Source organism: Gemmatimonas sp. (genome assembly GCF_044376735.1).
In the GTDB taxonomy this organism is placed as follows: domain Bacteria; phylum Gemmatimonadota; class Gemmatimonadetes; order Gemmatimonadales; family Gemmatimonadaceae; genus Gemmatimonas.
This window is the reverse complement of the sequence record NZ_JBILKJ010000029.1, coordinates 1-16,602: the sequence shown is the minus strand read 5'-3', so window position 1 is coordinate 16,602 and position 16,602 is coordinate 1. Positions and strand designations below refer to the sequence as shown.

Annotated in this window: 14 protein-coding genes and 1 pseudogene; 3 read left to right on the top strand and 12 right to left on the bottom strand. The window is 65.2% G+C overall.

Translation table 11 applies throughout. The annotated features are described in order from the left end of the window. Positions 1-2: 2 nt before the first annotated feature. Genes ppdK through truA form a run of 11 tightly spaced genes read right to left on the bottom strand, consistent with a single transcriptional unit; the run spans position 3 to position 13,118 of the window. Positions 3-2,663: a pyruvate, phosphate dikinase gene (ppdK, locus tag ACIRA7_RS06840; RefSeq protein WP_396220100.1), complete on the bottom strand. Its 2,661-nt coding sequence runs from the start codon at positions 2,661-2,663 to the stop codon at positions 3-5. Between the two features lie 32 nt (positions 2,664-2,695). Beyond that, positions 2,696-4,099 carry an amidophosphoribosyltransferase gene (purF, locus tag ACIRA7_RS06835; RefSeq protein ID WP_396220099.1) on the bottom strand — a complete coding sequence of 468 codons (1,404 nt, stop codon included), beginning with the start codon at positions 4,097-4,099 and terminating at the stop codon, positions 2,696-2,698. 14 nt (positions 4,100-4,113) lie between these two features. After that, positions 4,114-6,441 (bottom strand): phosphoribosylformylglycinamidine synthase subunit PurL, encoded by a 2,328-nt coding sequence (gene purL / locus ACIRA7_RS06830; RefSeq protein WP_396220098.1) that lies wholly within the window; start codon positions 6,439-6,441, stop codon positions 4,114-4,116. Then, on the bottom strand, positions 6,438-7,142 hold the full coding sequence (purQ, locus tag ACIRA7_RS06825; protein ID WP_396220097.1) for a phosphoribosylformylglycinamidine synthase subunit PurQ: 705 nt from the start codon (positions 7,140-7,142) through the stop codon (positions 6,438-6,440). Before purQ ends, purL begins: the two co-directional genes overlap by 4 nt. Then, on the bottom strand, positions 7,139-7,396 hold the full coding sequence (gene purS, locus ACIRA7_RS06820; RefSeq protein WP_396220096.1) for a phosphoribosylformylglycinamidine synthase subunit PurS: 258 nt from the start codon (positions 7,394-7,396) through the stop codon (positions 7,139-7,141). Before purS ends, purQ begins: the two co-directional genes overlap by 4 nt. Then, positions 7,393-8,304, bottom strand: coding sequence for a CDP-diacylglycerol--serine O-phosphatidyltransferase (pssA, locus tag ACIRA7_RS06815; RefSeq protein ID WP_396220095.1), 912 nt, complete (start codon positions 8,302-8,304; stop codon positions 7,393-7,395). The genes purS and pssA overlap by 4 nt, the downstream gene beginning before the upstream one ends. Continuing rightward, positions 8,301-8,477, bottom strand: a complete 177-nt coding sequence (locus ACIRA7_RS06810) for a hypothetical protein (protein WP_396220094.1) — start codon at positions 8,475-8,477, stop codon at positions 8,301-8,303. The genes pssA and ACIRA7_RS06810 overlap by 4 nt, the downstream gene beginning before the upstream one ends. Beyond that, complete coding sequence (locus ACIRA7_RS06805; RefSeq protein WP_396220093.1) at positions 8,477-9,433, bottom strand: phosphoribosylaminoimidazolesuccinocarboxamide synthase; 957 nt, start codon at positions 9,431-9,433, stop codon at positions 8,477-8,479. Before ACIRA7_RS06805 ends, ACIRA7_RS06810 begins: the two co-directional genes overlap by 1 nt. Then, the gene (gene purB / locus ACIRA7_RS06800) at positions 9,430-10,869 is read right to left on the bottom strand and encodes an adenylosuccinate lyase (RefSeq protein WP_396220092.1); all 1,440 of its coding nucleotides are present in this window, start codon (positions 10,867-10,869) and stop codon (positions 9,430-9,432) included. The genes ACIRA7_RS06805 and purB overlap by 4 nt, the downstream gene beginning before the upstream one ends. A 4-nt stretch (positions 10,870-10,873) precedes the next feature. Continuing rightward, positions 10,874-12,328 carry a trypsin-like peptidase domain-containing protein gene (locus ACIRA7_RS06795; RefSeq protein WP_396220091.1) on the bottom strand — a complete coding sequence of 485 codons (1,455 nt, stop codon included), beginning with the start codon at positions 12,326-12,328 and terminating at the stop codon, positions 10,874-10,876. After that, entirely contained in the window at positions 12,318-13,118 is an 801-nt protein-coding gene (gene truA / locus ACIRA7_RS06790; protein WP_396220090.1) for a tRNA pseudouridine(38-40) synthase TruA, read from the bottom strand. Before truA ends, ACIRA7_RS06795 begins: the two co-directional genes overlap by 11 nt. Before the next feature lie 81 nt (positions 13,119-13,199). Here truA and ACIRA7_RS06785 point away from each other — a divergent pair, with 81 nt between their 5' ends. Further along, positions 13,200-14,510 carry a GAF domain-containing protein gene (locus ACIRA7_RS06785; RefSeq protein WP_396220089.1) on the top strand — a complete coding sequence of 437 codons (1,311 nt, stop codon included), beginning with the start codon at positions 13,200-13,202 and terminating at the stop codon, positions 14,508-14,510. Continuing rightward, a complete protein-coding gene (trpD, locus tag ACIRA7_RS06780) occupies positions 14,500-15,537 on the top strand; it encodes an anthranilate phosphoribosyltransferase (RefSeq protein ID WP_396220088.1) in 1,038 nt (345 codons plus the stop codon). Before ACIRA7_RS06785 ends, trpD begins: the two co-directional genes overlap by 11 nt. Before the next feature lie 24 nt (positions 15,538-15,561). Here trpD and lexA read toward each other — a convergent pair whose 3' ends face one another. Continuing rightward, positions 15,562-16,170: a transcriptional repressor LexA gene (gene lexA / locus ACIRA7_RS06775; RefSeq protein ID WP_396220087.1), complete on the bottom strand. Its 609-nt coding sequence runs from the start codon at positions 16,168-16,170 to the stop codon at positions 15,562-15,564. A 218-nt stretch (positions 16,171-16,388) separates the two neighbouring features. Here lexA and ACIRA7_RS06770 point away from each other — a divergent pair. After that, a pseudogene (locus tag ACIRA7_RS06770) lies at positions 16,389-16,602 on the top strand (indole-3-glycerol-phosphate synthase TrpC); the annotation flags it as partial.

Here is a 16,602-nt window from a genome sequence, read left to right as displayed (position 1 = left end):
GGTCAGGCAAGGGCAGCGTGCGCTGCCGCCAAACGAGCGACCGGTACGCGATACGGAGAACAGGAGACATAGTCGAATCCGACCTGATGGCAAAACGCGACACTCTGCGGCTCGCCACCATGCTCGCCGCAGATGCCGACCTTCAGATCGGCACGCGTGGCTCGCCCATCGCGCACCGCCCAGCTGATCAGTTTACCCACGCCCTTCCGGTCAAGGACCTGAAACGGATCCTCGGCCAGGATGCCCTTCTCGATGTAATGCGGCAGGAAACGACCGGCGTCATCACGGCTCAATCCGAACGTGGTTTGCGTGAGGTCGTTGGTCCCGAATGAGAAGAAATCGGCTTCCGTCGCGATCTCGTCGGCCGTGAGTGCGGCACGCGGGAGCTCAATCATCGTGCCAATGAGGTACGGCACGCGCTCGCCCATGACACCCATGACCTGCTCGGCCGCACGCTCGATGATCTCCCGCTGATGACGCAGTTCGGTCACATCGGAAACCAACGGGACCATGATCTCTGGTTGTACATCGATTCCGCGACGATGCGTGCGTACGGCTGCTTCAAAGATCGCGCGCGCCTGCATCTCCGTGATCTCGGGATACACGATGCCGAGACGGCATCCGCGATGTCCGAGCATCGGATTCGTTTCGTGGAGAGCCGCGACGATGCGGGCCAGCTCCGGGCGGGAGAGCCCCAGCGACTGCGCCAACAACGTGGATTCCTCGCCACCGTGCGGAAGGAATTCGTGCAGCGGCGGATCAAGCAGGCGAATGGTCACAGGAAAGCCATCCATCGCCTGGAAAATTCCTTCGAAATCGGCGCGCTGCATCGGTAACAGCTTCTCCAGCGCCCGCCGCCGCCCGCCCAGATCGCGCGCAACGATCATCTCACGCATCGCCGTGATGCGCTCGCCCTCGAAGAACATGTGTTCCGTGCGGCACAACCCGATGCCTTCCGCGCCAAAGTTGCGCGCCACACGCGCGTCGCGTGGGGTATCCGCATTCGCCCGCACGCGCAGCCGGCGATCCTCGTCGGCCCAACCCATGAGCGTGGCGAATCCCCGATACGTCGGCGCGTCCGCCGCAGCGAGCGCACCATTGTTCACGCGCATGACCTCGCTCGGCTGCGTGGGAAGATCTCCCTCGAACACGCGGCCGGTTCCACCGTCGAGCGTGATCCAATCGCCTTCGTTGATCACGTGCTCCCCGATGCGCATGGATCGCTGCTCGTGGGAGATCTCGAGCGCGGCGCATCCCACGATCGCGCACTTTCCCATCCCACGGGCCACAACGGCTGCATGACTCGTCATCCCGCCGCGCGCGGTGAGAACCGCGCGCGCCGCCACGATTCCGTGAAAATCTTCCGGGGTCGTCTCTTCGCGCACCAGGATTACCTGCTCGCCGGCCGCGTGGCGCCGCTCAGCGACATCGGGGTCGAACACCACGATGCCGCTGGCTGCGCCGGGGCTGGCCGGCAAGCCGACCGCGAGGGCTGTCGCCCGCACGTCCGAGCTGATCACGGGATGGAGCAGCTGATCGAGCTGATTCGGTTGCATCCGCAGCACGGCCTCACGCTGTGAGATCAACCCTTCGTCCACCATGTCGAGCGCGATGCGGAGGGCGGCCGCCGTTGTACGCTTACCAGTGCGCGTCTGCAGCAAGTACAGCGTGCCGCGCTCGACGGTGAACTCGATGTCCTGCATGTCGCGGAAGTGCTGTTCCAAGCGATCCTGCGTGGCCATCAACGCGGTGTATGCGCCGGGCAGCATCGTCGCCATCTCGTCGATATGGAGCGGCGTGCGGATGCCTGCCACGACATCCTCGCCCTGCGCATTCACCAGGAACTCCCCGTAGAACCGACGCTCGCCGGTGGATGGATCACGGGTGAAGGCGACGCCCGTTCCGGAGTCTTCACCCATGTTGCCGAACACCATCGACACGATGTTGACGCCGGTGCCAAGGGAGTGGGAGATGCCATTCACCCGCCGATAATCGACCGCCTTCTTCAGCGTCCACGAATTCCACACGGACTCGATCGCGCCCCATAGCTGCACCTGAGGATCCATGGGAAAATCGCGTCCGGTGGTGAATCGGATAAGCTGCTGATACTCATGCACGAGCGTGCGCAGCGCCTCCGCGCTGAGCTCACTGTCCGTTGTCACGCCATTGGTGACGCGCTTGCTGCCGAGCAGTTGCTCGAACTTCCCAATCGGCACGCCGAGGACGACATCGGCGTACATCTGCAGGAAGCGGCGGTAGGAGTCGTAGGCGAAACGCGCGTTCCCACTCGCGCGGGCCAGTCCTTCGACGGTCTCGTCGTTCAGGCCAAGATTGAGAATCGTCTCCATCATCCCAGGCATGGAGACGGACGCACCGGAGCGCACCGACACGAGCAGCGGATTCGACGCATCGCCGAAGCGCTTACCGCTCACCTCCTCGAGTCGTTCGAGGGCGCCTGTCACTTCCAATCGAAAGGCGTCGTCAATCAGCCCATCGGCGAGATACGAGACGCTCCGATGGGCGGCAATGGTGAAGCCGGGGGGAACAGGAACACCGAGATTCGTCATCTCGGCGAGGTTTGCACCTTTCCCACCCAGAATCGTCTTCATGTCTCGCGTACCGTCAGCGCTGCCGTTGCCGAAAAAATAGACGGACCGGGACATTCCGCTCTCCAGTGCAGTGTGTGAAACGTGGATTAGGCGATGCTGAGAGGAAGACCAGCCGCGCTGCCGGCGCGTAACAGCTCGGGATCGCTCGGCGTCGCGGTCGGATATAGCCCAGAGAAGCAGGCGTGGCAGTATCCCCCGGGTCCTTCGGGCATCGCTGAGAGCATCCCGTCGATGGACAGATACCCCAGCGAGTCCACGCCGAGATGGCGGACGAGCTCCGCATGGGTCATTTGCGCGGCAATCAACTCTTCCCGACGCGGCGTATCGATACCGTAGTAACACGGGCTGATGATCGGCGCGCTCGACACGCGCATATGCACCTCACGCGCCCCAGCCGCCCGAACCAGCGACACCAAACCACGTGTAGTGGTGCCGCGCACGATCGAGTCGTCCACCATCACCACACTCTTTCCCTCGAGCAATTCGCGCACGGGATTGTACTTCACCTTGACCTTGGCATCGCGGCCGGCTTGTGTCGGCTGGATAAAGGTCCGCCCGATGTAGTGGTTCCGAATCAGGGCGAGTTCGTACGAGGTGCCGGATTCGTCTGCGAAGCCGAGTGCTGCCGAGTTCGAGGAGTCTGGTACCGCAAAGACAATATCCGCATCCGGCGCCGGGCATTCACGCGCGAGTTGACGACCGAGCGCGCGTCGCGACCGGTCTACGGAACCGCTGAACACGGCGCTGTCCGGTCGGGCAAAGTACACATGCTCGAAAACGCAGCGATTGATCGGAGCCGGCGGCAACGCCTGCACCGAACGGAGTCCGTGCGCGTCGACTGCGATGATCTCGCCTGGCTGCACTTCGCGATCGTAGGTTGCGCCGACGATGTCGAGGGCGCACGTCTCCGATGCAAAGACCCAGCCGTCCCCAAGCCGACCGATCACGAGCGGTCGCCACCCATGCGGATCGCGCGCCACCAGCACGGTTTCGTCGAGGACGATAAGCAGGCAATACGCGCCTTCAACGCCCTGCAACGCCTCTGCCACGCGGGCTTCAGGTGTCGTAGCCTGCGCCCTCGCGATGCGATGGACGATCGCCTCGGAGTCCATCGTCGACGAGAAGATCGCGCCACCGTCCTCCAGATCGCGTCGCAGTTCGACCGCGTTCGTCAGGTTGCCATTGTGGGCGAGTGCGATATGGCTTCGACGTACACGGGCGAGAATCGGCTGCGCATTCTCGATCGCCGAGGCACCGGCGGTGCTGTATCGCGTGTGACCGATTGCGATCGGCCCGCGCAACGATTCCATCTCGGCGTCGCCGAAACCTTCCGAAACGAGGCCCATTGCCCGGCTGACACGCGCATGCCGCGCGTCGTCGACGGCAACGATACCCGCCGACTCCTGACCGCGATGCTGAAGCGAGTACAAACCGAGTTGCGTCAGCGCTGCTGCGTCCCGAACTCCGTAGACGCCGAAAATACCACACATGGGAGAACTCCCGATCAGTCGTTGGTAGGAGCGAGCGATGAGGCCATCGCGTGCTCGGCTGGCGTCTCGCCGTCCATGGCGAGCGGAATGGACTCGTGAAACGCCTTCGCAAGCCAGGCGATCGGCGCCGAGAAGGTGTCATCCGAGATCGTGAACTGTGCACCGACGTCAGCCGTGGTGACCTTGCCGATCACACGCGCTGGGACACCGTGGCGTTGTGCGATTCCGACGATGGCAGCGCTGTCCGCAGTGGACACCACGACGCGAGCGTGGGCTTCGCCGAACAGCAGCGCCCGGTGAGGCAGGGTAGCCCACACCGAGAGATCGACGGTGAATCCAAACATCCGCTCGCGATCGGCCATCGCACACTCGGCCAGCGCCACCGCGAGCCCGCCATCACTGCAGTCGTGCGCGGAGCGCACCACCCCGCTGCGGATCGACTCCAACAGCGCCTCGATCAGCGCGCGCTCGCGCGAGGGATCACAGACCGGTGGTTCGCCGATGGTCAAGCCGTGGATCTCGAGCAGGTACTCGCTGGCGCCGAGCTCGTCGGTGCAGTCTCCCAGGAGCACGATGTCGTCGCCAACCGCCTGAAACGCCGACGGTGTGACATGGGAAAGCGATTCGATGAGTCCGACCATACCGATGGTCGGCGTCGGATGAATCGCCCCCTGCGGGTTCTCGTTGTAGAGCGAGACGTTGCCGCCCGTCACAGGCGTCTCGAGCACCGTGCAGGCCTCGCCCATGCCGGCGATCGCTTCGCTCAGCTGGAAATACACTTCCGGCTTCTTCGGATTGCCGAAGTTGAGATTGTTGGTGATCGCCATCGGCCGGGCGCCCGTGCACGCCACGTTGCGGGCTGCTTCGGCCACTGCCGCCCGTCCACCGTTGCGCGGAGAGAGCGCGACATGCCGGCCGTTGCCGTCGATACAGAGCGCAATGGCCTTGTCGGTGCCGCGAAGCTTCACCACGGCGGCATCGCTGCCCGGACCACGCACGGTGCTCGCGCGCACGGTGGAGTCGTATTGCTGCCACACCCATTTCTTACTCGCGATTGTCGGCGACGACAGCAGGCGCTCGAGCGTCCACGCGTGGTCGCGCTCCTCGTCGCGTGGTACGACCGCGTGCGCCGAACGGCCGCGCGCCGCCTTCAGCGTGTCACTTTCACGCGGCTCGAGTACGTACTGCGGACACTCGGTCACCAGCCGCGAACCCGGGAACTCCGCCACCACGCGCTCGCCTTCAGTCACGCGGTACACCGGCTCGGCGATCACTTCGCCGATCACCGCCGCCTCGAGATCCCACTTGGCGAGAATCGCGCGCACGTCGTCTTCGTGTCCGAGTTTCGCAACCACGAGCATTCGCTCCTGCGATTCAGACAGCAGGATCTCATACGGCGTCATTCCCTGCTCACGCACCGGCACCTTCGTAACGTCGATCGTGACGCCGACATCACCGCGCTCGGCCATTTCCGCGGATGACGACGTGAGACCGGCGGCGCCCATGTCCTGAATCGCGACGATATGGCCGCTTCGGATCAGCTCGAGCGACGCTTCGAGCAGCAGTTTCTCGGTGAACGGATCACCGACCTGCACCATGGGGCGCTTGGCTTCGCTGGATGCCGACAGGTCTTCCGATGCGAAAGACGCGCCGTGAATTCCGTCGCGACCTGTGCGGGCACCCACAGCCATGATCGGATTGCCGACGCCGGACGCCACAGCGGTGATCAGTTCGTCCTCGCGCATGAGACCGACGCACATTGCGTTCACGAGCGGATTGCCTTCGTACGACGGATCGAAGACGACTTCGCCACCGACCGTCGGCACGCCGACGCAATTGCCGTAGTCACCGATCCCCTTTACGACGCCAGCGAAGAGCCAGCGGACGCGGCTCGAGGTGAGCGGCCCGAAGCGGAGAGAATTGAGCAGGGCGATCGGCCGCGCCCCCATCGTGAACACATCCCGCAGGATGCCACCGACACCGGTCGCGGCGCCCTGATACGGTTCGACCGCCGACGGGTGATTGTGCGATTCGATCTTGAACGCGACCGCCCACCCGTCACCCACGGAGATCACACCGGCGTTCTCGCCGGGGCCCTGCAGCACCCAAGGGGCCTTGGTGGGCAGCGTCTTCAGCATGGGGCGCGAATGCTTGTAGGAGCAATGCTCGCTCCACAGCGCGCTTACGACGCCCAGCTCAGTAAACGTCGGGGTCCGGCCGAGCATCGCGATCAGTCGCTCGTACTCGAACTCCGTAATGCCATGCTCGGCCACCATTGCCGGCGTAATCACCGGATCGCCTGGACGTGACTCCACGGGACGTGCATTGGACGCGGCGGTCATACCTTCACCTCAGCGAGCATCGATTCCAGGATTGACGCGAACAAGGGTACGCCGTCGGTTGACCCGAGCGTCGAATCGAGCGCACGTTCGGGGTGCGGCATCATGCCGAGCACATTGCGCTCCGCGCTGACGATACCAGCGATGTTGCGCAGTGAGCCGTTCGGATTGGCGGACGCGGTGGCCTCACCGTCGGCGTTGACGTAGCGGAACACCACCTGTCCCTCGCCTTCGAGTCGAGCGAGCGTGTCGCCATCCGCCGTATAGCGGCCATCTCCGTGTGCGACCGGAATCGAGACGACCTGGCCGATGTGGTACTGCGACGTGAAGCGCGTGGCGATCGACTCTACCCGCAGATGCACCGGCTTGCTCACGAAGCGGAGGCTGGCATTGCGCAGGAGGGCGCCGGGCAGCAGCCCTGCCTCACACGCGATCTGGAAGCCGTTGCAGATGCCGAGCACCGGTCCACCGCGCTTGGCGAAGGCGACCACTTCCTGCATGATCGGACTGAAGCGTGCAATCGCGCCGGCGCGCAGGTAGTCACCGTAACTGAACCCACCGGGCAGGATCACGAGGTCAACGTTCTGGAGGTCGTGATCCTTGTGCCACAGGTAGACGGCTTCCTGACCGAGGTGATCAGCGATCGCATGGAACGCGTCCTCATCGCAGTTCGAACCGGGAAACCGAACGATGCCGGCCTTCACGCGCGCTCCACCGAAGCGATCTCGAAGTCTTCGGTGACCGGGTTGGCCAGCAGCTTCTCACACATGGCCGTGATGCGCGCGCGCGCGGCGTCGGCCGTCAACGCCTCGGTCTCCACGATCACGTGGCGTCCCACGCGCACCTCACCGACATCGGCGAAGCCGAGCGAGTGGAGCGCGTCGGCGACCGCCTTGCCTTGGGGATCGAGAATCCCACGACGCGGAACGATATGGATGGCGCAGCGGAAACGGGTCATGCCAGGGGCTCCTCGCGACCGTCATCCGGCGCGATGTTCTGTCGTGAAGGACGACGGCGTCGACGACGGCGTCGGGGGTCGATGGGTTCATCGAGGTCATCCTCGGTCGCGTCGTCATCCTCACGCGCGCCGGGAATACGATCGAGCAACCCGAGAAAAACGGTGCGGCCGATGCCGTAGAGCACGTAGGCCATCAGCGCCGGGAAGAAGAACTTCTTCGGCAGGAAGATCACACCGACGAAGGTGCCGACGGCCAACAGAAATCCGAGGATGCCATCCAACGTTCGAAAATTCACCGTCGGCACTTTGGCGTACTGCACGTTGCTGATCATCAGCATGCCGAGGCCGAGCATGACCCAGCGCAGCATCTGATGCCAGGGCAGATCGCCGATCATCGTCTCGGTATAGAGCGGCGTCTGACTGAACCAGTAGTACGTCGCGAGCGTCATGCCGGCGGCCGGGCTGGGAAGCCCGGTGAAGTGCGTGTTCTTGGTACCGGCCTGTTCGACGTTGAAACGCGCCAGTCGCATTACGGCGCAGGCCGTGAAGAAGAAGCAGAAGATCCACTCCCACCGCGTGCTCTGGAACACGGCGAAGTACATGATGAGCGCCGGCGCCGTGCCGAAGGAGATCGCGTCCACGAGGGAATCCAGTTCCTCGCCGAAGCGTGTGCCGGACTTCGTGGCGCGCGCGATCCGGCCATCCAGCGTATCGGCGATCGCGCCGAACACGATGAAGCGGGCCGCCGCATCGAAGTCTCCGCGTGAGGCCGCGACGATCGCAAAGATGCCGAAAAAGAGGTTCGCGAGGGTGAACCCGTTGGGCAGGGCGACGGCGGCACGCGGGCGAGGCCTCCGCGGCCGCTCGGTATCGTCGGCACCGGGGCCGCGCGAATCCGGGCGGCTCACTGGGGCACCCCGACTGCGGTGCGGGAGACCCACGCTACCGCCAACGCGACGAGCGTGAGGACGTATCCAGCGAGCCACCACGGCCACGAGCGGAGGCGTAGCGCGGCCACGAAGGCCAGGGTGGCCAATCCGACGGCGCCCAGCAGTAGCGGATAGCCCTCGCTCGCGAACATCAAACGAAATCCTCGGGAAGCCCAAGACGCGCCAGGTCGATCGGTGCTCCGGTCAGTCGCGCGAAGGCTTCGCGGTAGCGGAGGCTTGTCGCCCGGATCACCTCGTTCGGCAGCGCGGGGGGTGGTGCGTCACCATTCCAGCGACCGGCACGCCGTTCCACCTCGAGCCAATCGCGAAGCGGCTGCTTGTCGAAACTGGGTTGCCCCCGCCCGGGTGCGTAACTGTCGGCCGGCCAGAACCGCGAGCTGTCCGGCGTGAGCACCTCATCGATCAGGAGCAATCGCCCGTCACGCCACCCAAACTCGAATTTCGTGTCGGCCACGATGATCCCACGCGGCTCGGCGGTGGCGCGTCCGAACTCGTAAACCGTACGCGCCAGCGATTCGAGGGTGGCCGCCGTGCTCGCTCCGACCGACGCGACCACGGAGCCGATCGTGATATTCTCGTCGTGGCCGGTCTCCGCCTTGGTGGCGGGACTGAAAATTGGGGGATCGAGCCGGTCGCTCTCGCGCAGCCCGGCCGGAAGCGGCTCGCCCGCCAGCGTACCATGCCCCCGATACTCTTTCCACGCCGATCCGGTGAGGTACCCGCGAATCACGCATTCGATGGGCACGACGTCGGCACGCACACACAGCATGCTGCGCCCCGCCAGCAACGCGCGATACGGCCCGAGTGCGGGGACGCGGCGCACGATCTCATCGGTGTCGGCGGAGAGCAAGTGATGCTCAACCACGCCAGAGAGCTGCGACAGCCACCACGCAGTCAGTTGCGTAAGCACGGCGCCCTTGTATGGAATCGCCTCGTTCATCACGACATCGAACGCGCTAATGCGGTCCGTGGTGACCAGCAGCAGACGGTCGTCATCCACCGCGTAAACGTCGCGCACCTTCCCTCGGCGCACGAGCGGCAAGGGCAACGACGTCTCGATCATCGCCCTAGGAAGGTCGGTGCTCATACGCGGACCTCCTCCACGGCAACGCCGACGCGCTCACGCGCGAGCCAGGGCGCCACGTGCTCCTCGAGGAACTCGACGACCTGTTCAGGGGATCGGCCCACGAACCGCGTCGGCTCCGTCACCGCCTGCAGATCTTCGAGCGGAATCCCGAAGGCGGGGTCGGCGGCGAGTCGCTCCAGCATGTCATTACGCGGTGCGCCGTCCTTGACCGCACGTGCGGCATCGATGCTATGACCGCGAATGAGCTCGTGCGCTTCCTGGCGGTCACCACCGGCGCGAACGAACCTCACGATAATCTCTTCCGTGGCCATGAATGGCAGCTCGTCATCGACTCGGCGGCGGATTCTGGCCGGATGGACTTCAAGCCCGCGCACCACGTTCTGCATCAGCACCAGAATCGCATCGGTGGCAAGAAACGATTCGGGGATCACCAGGCGGCGGTTCGCTGAGTCATCGAGCGTACGCTCGAAGTACTGCACGGCGTGCGTCTGATTCGCATTCGGCTCCAACGAGAGGACAAAGCGCGCCAGCGAGGCGATGCGCTCGGAGCGCATCGGATTCCGCTTGTACGCCATGGCCGACGATCCGATCTGGTTCTTCTCGAACGGCTCCTCGATTTCACCGAACGCCTGCAACATCCGGATATCTCCAGAGAACTTCGATGCCGTCGCCGCGATGCCGGCCACGACGCCCAGAACCTGCGCATCCACCTTGCGCGAATACGTCTGTCCACTCACGGGGATCGACGTGGAAAAACCCATGCGCGTGGTGACGAGCCGATCAAGCTCGCGCACCCGCGCGTGATCCCCTTCGAACAGCGAGAGGAAGCTCGCCTGCGTGCCCGTGGTGCCCTTCACGCCGCGAAACGGCAGCTGTGCAACACGGTACTCGAGATCCTCGAGGTCGAGCAGGATGTCCTGCATCCACAACGTGGCGCGCTTGCCTACTGTGGTGAGCTGCGCTGGCTGCAGGTGCGTGTACCCGAGGGCCGGTTCATCCTTCCATTCGCGTGCGAACACGCCAAGGGCCTCGAGCGAATCGATGAGCTTCTCGCGCAGCAGCTGCAACCCGCGCCGCATGAGAATCAGCTCGGCATTGTCGGTGACGAAGCAGCTGGTAGCGCCCAGATGTATGAACTTGCGGGCGGCCGGCGCGACATCGCCGAAGGCGTGCACATGCGCCATGACGTCGTGGCGGAACTTCTTCTCGTACACGGCCACGGCATCGAAGTCGATGTCATCGAGGTGCGCGCGCATGTCCTCGATCGCGGCGTCGGGAATGGCGATGCCGAGACTCTGTTGCGCTTCGGCCAGCGCCAGCCACAACCGGCGCCACAGGCCGTACCGTGTTTGCGGGCCCCACAGCGTGAGCATGGCGCGCGATGCGTAGCGATCGGCGAGCGGCGAGGTGTACGACGTGCGGTCGGGTGCGGTCACGGAGTCAGCGGAGAGAGAACGACGTTTGGAGATACTGTTTATTGCGCTCGAACACCACGTACACGGGACCGCGAGCACCGTACTGGTCGATGGCGGCGGACGCCGCCTCGGCCGAATTCACCCGGGACTGTCCCACCTGCACAATCACATCGCCATCCTGCAGCCCGATCTCGTCGCGGATGCGATCGGAGACGCGATAGACCAGGGCGCCAGCGTTCGAGGCGACGCCTCGCTCTTGTCGAATCACATCGGTGAGCGACACCAGCTGCAGTTCACGTAACACGGTGACCTTGGGCGCACTCACCTCCGGTGCGTCCGCCACCTGCAACGTCAAGCGTCGTTCGCTTCCGCTGCGGATCACCGTCACCGGCAGCGTCTCCCCGACGCGCAGGTCGAGGAGGCGTGCTTCCCAGTCGAACGGATTCTTGACCGGTCGTGTCCCGGCCGCCACGACTTGGTCACCGGCACGCACGCCGGCCCGATCAGCCGGCGATCCCGGGACCACGCGAGCGACGACTGCCCCGACGGCGGCGGCTTCCCGCGCGCTCTGCACATCGGGCGTCTTCAGCCGAATGCCGACCCATGGCTGTCGCACGGCGCCATGCTCGAGCAGGTCTTCTACGATCCGCTTCGTGCGATCGATCGGGATGGCGAACCCGAGGCCCACCGATCCGCCGCTCGGCGAATAGATCGAGCTGTTCACTCCGACGACTTCCCCCAACGCGTTCACCAGCGGTCCGCCGGAATTCCCGGGGTTGATCGCCGCGTCGGTCTGGATCATGTCGACGTACACGCCACCGCCATCGCCGCGGCCAGCGAGGTTGCGACCAACGGCGCTCACGACGCCGACCGACACACTGGGCTCGCTGTTGCCGAGCACGAAGCCGAATGGGTTGCCGATCGCGATCGACCATTCGCCGACGATCAGCGTCGAGGAGCTGCCCAGCGGCGCCACCGGAAGGTCCGTCGCCTTGATGCGGACGACCGCGAGGTCGTTCGTCTCGTCGATGCCGACCACCGTGGCGTCGTACGACGTCCCGTCGCGCATGCCGATCGACACTTTCGTCGCACCGGAAATCACGTGCGCATTGGTCACGATGATGCCATCGCGACGGACGATGAAGCCCGAGCCGATGCCGGCGTTGCGGCGCTCGCCGGTCCGTCCGCCCATGAAGTACTCGAAGAAATCGACCGGAACCTTCTGCACGGTTTCCGTTTGTACGGTCACGACCGCCGGCGCCACGCGTTCCACGGCGGTGGTGATCGCGGTCCGGCGCGACGCATCGATGGTCTGCGCAGGAACCGGTCCGACAGGTTTAGCGGTGGCCGGCGGTAGCGTGCGGGCCTGCGCACTCGATGTGCTGGGGTTGGCCCCCTCGCAGCCGATCAGCGTCAGGGCAACCAGCAGCGTGAGCGTGGAGCGCCGGGCCATTAGCGGGTTGCCCGGGTCACGTGGCATCGGCGTACAGCTCGGGCGGATACGTCACTTCGCGTAGCGAGAGTCCGTGCGCTGGTGCCGGTGCCGGCGTGCCGGAATTGTCGGGCGCAACGAGCAGCCGCGCTATCGTACCGCGCGGCCGACGTCCCTGAGCCACCTCGACCATCGTTCCGACGAGAAAACGCACCATGTGATGGAGAAAACGGTTTGCTGCCACTTCGAACACCCAACCACCATCCCGCTCCACCCACCGGGCATGCTGGATGACGCAGCGGTGGTGATCGTCGGCTGGCGCCGTGTGAGCGACCGCAAACGCGCGGAAGGTGTGGTCACCCAATACACTGTCGGCTTCGCCCTGAAGGGCCACCGGGTCGAGCGGGTAACGCACGGCCCACTCATACCGGCGACGGAACGGGGACCGTGCCGCCTCATCCGTGCCGATAAGATAACTGTATCGTCGCGCGATGGCGCTCCGGCGGGGGTGGAAGTCGGGAACCATCCGATGCGCCGCCGCGACCCAGATATCATCAGGAAGGATCGCGTTCAGGGCGCGGCGGAGGCCATCAGGGTTCCACCGCGCGGGGACCCGCACACCGACGCTCTGGCCGTGCGCGTGAACGCCGGCATCCGTTCGACCGGCGCCGATGGCGGGAACGGCGGCGGCGCAGAGTCGTCCAAGGGCCACTTCCATATCACCTTGCACCGTGCGGACGTCGGGCTGGCGCTGCCAGCCGGCGAAGCGCCCCCCGTCATACTGCGTTACCAGGAGGATCGGTCGCGGGTCCATGACCCAGATGAAGGTAGGCAGCATGGGCGTTCGCTTCAACTGACCCGCGCGGAAAGTGGCGGGACTATTGCGCCGTCGCGTCCGTTGACGTTTCCTCCACTCGCTATGCCTCCTCGTTCACTTTCCTCGCTAGCGCACGCGCTCTCCGCCACGTCCGACCTCGACGGTGCCCTCATTGCGCTCGGTGAGTGCCTGGCCGAACTGGACCGCGGCGCGTCGGTGGCGCTGCTCCAGTACGACGCCCGACGCGATATGCTCCGCGACCGGCTCACCCCAGTCGGCGCGCGCGTCATCCGGACGTCGATGGAAACGACTTTTGATCATCTTCCAGAGGCGGTACGCACCAGCATTTTGGCGGGTGGCCCCTTTACTGATGTCAGTGAGCGATCGGCCGACTATGCGCGATTGTGCGGCTTTACCGCCGCACTCGACGGCGGCATTCTGGCGGTCCGTGGATTGAAGGTTGAAGGCTTGCTGGGCGCCGTCCTCGCGCTGTACGAACCGCGCAAGATTTTCGGGACCCGAACGACTGAGCGGCTGGCGCCGGCCGTGGCGTTGTTCGACCTCGCCTATGTGCGGCTCGCGGAGCGCGATGCTCGCGAGGAAGCCGTGCGGACGCTCGAGGATGTCACGCAGCGCGTCCACGGCGAGTATGTCCGGAAGCTGACGGTGCTCGAAACGGAACTCCGCGAGGTCCGCAGCACACCTCGAAACCTCTCCGCCATGAGTCCGGCCGAAGCGATTGCCCTTCGGGCCGACGCCGCACGATCCGCTGAAGAGGCCCGGCGTGCGCTGCGCCGGTCGGAGCTCGCCGACCAGCAGTTCACGGCGGCGGTTGGACAACTCGAGCAGGCGCATGTCGAGTTGCACCGCCGCAGTGAGGCGCTCCGGCAGCGGACCCGCACGCTGTTCTTGCTCGACCGCGCCCTGTCGCTCGACGCCGAGACCATTGACGTCAGAACACTGGTGGACGGACTGCTGGCGTTGGTCGGCGATGACATGCAGGCGCAGCGGTGCTCGCTGATGCTGCGTGCGCCCGAGCCCGATTACCTCTACTTGGCGGCCGCGCGCGGCATCGCGCCGAACATCGTTGAGGGCATGCGTATCCGCATCGGGGAGGGCGTCGCCGGCCGGGTGGCGGCCGCGCGCGAACCCCTCCTGGTTCGCGATGTGCGCGACGCCTCGCAGCACCCGCTGCTTCATGATCAGTACTTCACGACCGGCAGCTTCATCAGCTTCCCCTTGGTCTACCACGACGAGTTGGTTGGCGTGCTCAACCTCACGAATCGAGCGCAGCGCGGCATTTATTCGGACGAAGACGTGGAACGGGTGCGACTGCTGGGGCTTGTAATTTCGCTCATCATGTCTCGGAATGCCCTCCCTGAGCGGCTACTCGGATCGATCAATGTCAGCTGACCCGCTGAGCCACGCGATTCGTCGGCTGGCGGCTCACGAGTCGCTCGACGCCGAGAGTGTGCAGCGCGCCTTCGGGGTCATCATGCGTGGCGAAGGCACGCCGGTGCAGGTGGCCGCCCTGCTGATGGCGCTTCGCGTGAAAGGCGAAACGTCCAGCGAAGTGGCTGGCGTCGTCGAGGCCCTGCGCGAGTCGATGATTGTGCTGCCGTCCGATCGTCCCGACGAGCTGGTGGATACGTGCGGCACTGGCGGTGGGTCGCTGACCACCTTCAACATCTCGACGGCGGCGGCGCTGGTGGCGGCCGGCATGGGTGTGCGCGTGGCGAAGCACGGAAACCGGTCGTTCACCTCGCGCTCAGGGAGTGCCGACGTCCTCGAAGCGCTCGGCGTGGCGATCGACACCACACCATCGGCGATGACCGCGACGTTGGCGGAGGCGGGGATCGTGTTCATGTTCGCCCCGCTGATGCACCCCGCACTCCGCCACGTCGGTCCGGTCCGTCGTGAGCTGGCGGTACCGACCGTCATGAACATCGTGGGCCCGCTGGCCAATCCGGCGCGCGCTGGGCGTCAGGTGGTCGGCGTCGCGGAGCGCGGACGCCTTGCGCTGCTCGCGGATGCGCTGTCGGCACTCGGTACGGTGCGGGCCATGGTGGTACACGGCGAGCCGGGCCTTGACGAGATCTCGCCACTCGGAACGACGCACGTCATTGAGGTGCGTGAGGGGCGCACTGCGTCGTGGACGATTGATCCAGCCGAACACGGCATTCCGGATGTTTCGTTTGCCGACTTGCACGGCGGAGATCCGGCACACAACGCCGCCCTGATCGAACACGTGCTGGGCGGCGGCGGGTCCGCCGGGGCACGGTCGGCCGTCCTCCTCAATGCCGCGGCGGCGCTTTACGTCAGCCGCGACGAAGGTACCTTCGCGGATGCCGTGGACCGGACACGACAAGCGATGGCCGATGGCGTCGGCCTCGCCGCGCTGCGGCGCTTGCGCGCGGCATCCCTCGCGACCCGCCGCTAGCCGGGTCGTGTCGTCAAGTCGCGGTCAGTACCGGCGCAGCACGCCGACCACGATGCCCTGGATGCGCACATCGTCTTCGTGCACGAACAGCGGCGACATCGTCTCGTTAGCCGGCTGCAGGCGAATCCGTCCGTCGCGCTCGCGATAGTAGCGCTTGACCGTGGCACCGGATCCGTCGAGCATGGCGATCACCATCTCGCCGTTGTCGGCGGCATTGCGATCGTTGATGACCACGAAATCCCCGTCCTTGATCTGCTCCTCGATCATCGAGTCGCCACGGACTTTGAGGACGTAATGGCTTCCGCTGCGTCGCAGGAAACCATCCGGCACCGACATCGTTTCTCCCGTGTGCATCGCTTCGATCGGCGCACCTGCCGCTACGGAGCCGAGTAACGGCAACTCCACGGAGCGCTGAAAGAGCTCGGTGGGAAGAATCTCGATGGCACGACTCTCGTTGTACGAGCGCTTGATGTAGCCCTTGCGCTCGAGGTTGGTGAGGTGCTCGTGCACCGTCGCCAGCGAGTTATAGTTGAACTGCAGCGCGATCTCTTCGAAACTCGGGGCGTATCCGTTCACTTCGTTGTAATCGGAGAGAAAGGACAGAATTTCCCGCTGTCGCTTGGTGAGCGGCATGGTTGCTCCACGAAGGGGGACCTACAGAATCGGCCCCGAAGGCAGGCCGAATCTACCAAAGCCACGCTAACCGAACACAGGCCGAAGTGCAAGCATTTTCTTCACGACCAGGGTGGACGTTCCCCTCAGGGACCCTGGGGGAGCTCACCCACGCCGCCCACGAGCGAGCGAGTCGGGTCCAGGCGACGCTGCCCGAGTTGCAACGCGTCGCCCGCGATATGCCGATCGTGCCACCGGATGCCGAGTCGTTTGCCGCCGCCCTGCGCGGTCCGGCCCTTCGCGTGATCGCCGAGGTGAAGCGCGCGTCCCCTTCAAAAGGCGCCATTAACCCTGGCATTGACGCTGCTCTGCAGGCCGCGCATTACGTCGAGGGCGGCGCCGCCGCGATTTCCGTGCTGACGGAGCCGACCCGGTTCGGCGGGACCCTGGACG

Bases quoted from the DNA above. Each gene is read 5' to 3' on its own strand.
- ppdK (WP_396220100.1), bottom strand. From the start codon at position 2,663: ATGTCCCGGTCCGTCTATTTTTTCGGCAACGGCAGCGCTGACGGTACG.
- ACIRA7_RS06805 (WP_396220093.1), bottom strand. From the start codon at position 9,433: ATGAGCACCGACCTTCCTAGGGCGATGATCGAGACGTCGTTGCCCTTG.
- ACIRA7_RS06785 (WP_396220089.1), top strand. From the start codon at position 13,200: ATGCCTCCTCGTTCACTTTCCTCGCTAGCGCACGCGCTCTCCGCCACG.
- trpD (WP_396220088.1), top strand. From the start codon at position 14,500: ATGTCAGCTGACCCGCTGAGCCACGCGATTCGTCGGCTGGCGGCTCAC.
- ACIRA7_RS06810 (WP_396220094.1), bottom strand. From the start codon at position 8,477: ATGTTCGCGAGCGAGGGCTATCCGCTACTGCTGGGCGCCGTCGGATTG.
- ACIRA7_RS06795 (WP_396220091.1), bottom strand. From the start codon at position 12,328: ATGCCACGTGACCCGGGCAACCCGCTAATGGCCCGGCGCTCCACGCTC.
- truA (WP_396220090.1), bottom strand. From the start codon at position 13,118: ATGCTGCCTACCTTCATCTGGGTCATGGACCCGCGACCGATCCTCCTG.
- purS (WP_396220096.1), bottom strand. From the start codon at position 7,396: ATGACCCGTTTCCGCTGCGCCATCCATATCGTTCCGCGTCGTGGGATT.
- purL (WP_396220098.1), bottom strand. From the start codon at position 6,441: ATGACCGCCGCGTCCAATGCACGTCCCGTGGAGTCACGTCCAGGCGAT.
- purF (WP_396220099.1), bottom strand. From the start codon at position 4,099: ATGTGTGGTATTTTCGGCGTCTACGGAGTTCGGGACGCAGCAGCGCTG.
- lexA (WP_396220087.1), bottom strand. From the start codon at position 16,170: ATGCCGCTCACCAAGCGACAGCGGGAAATTCTGTCCTTTCTCTCCGAT.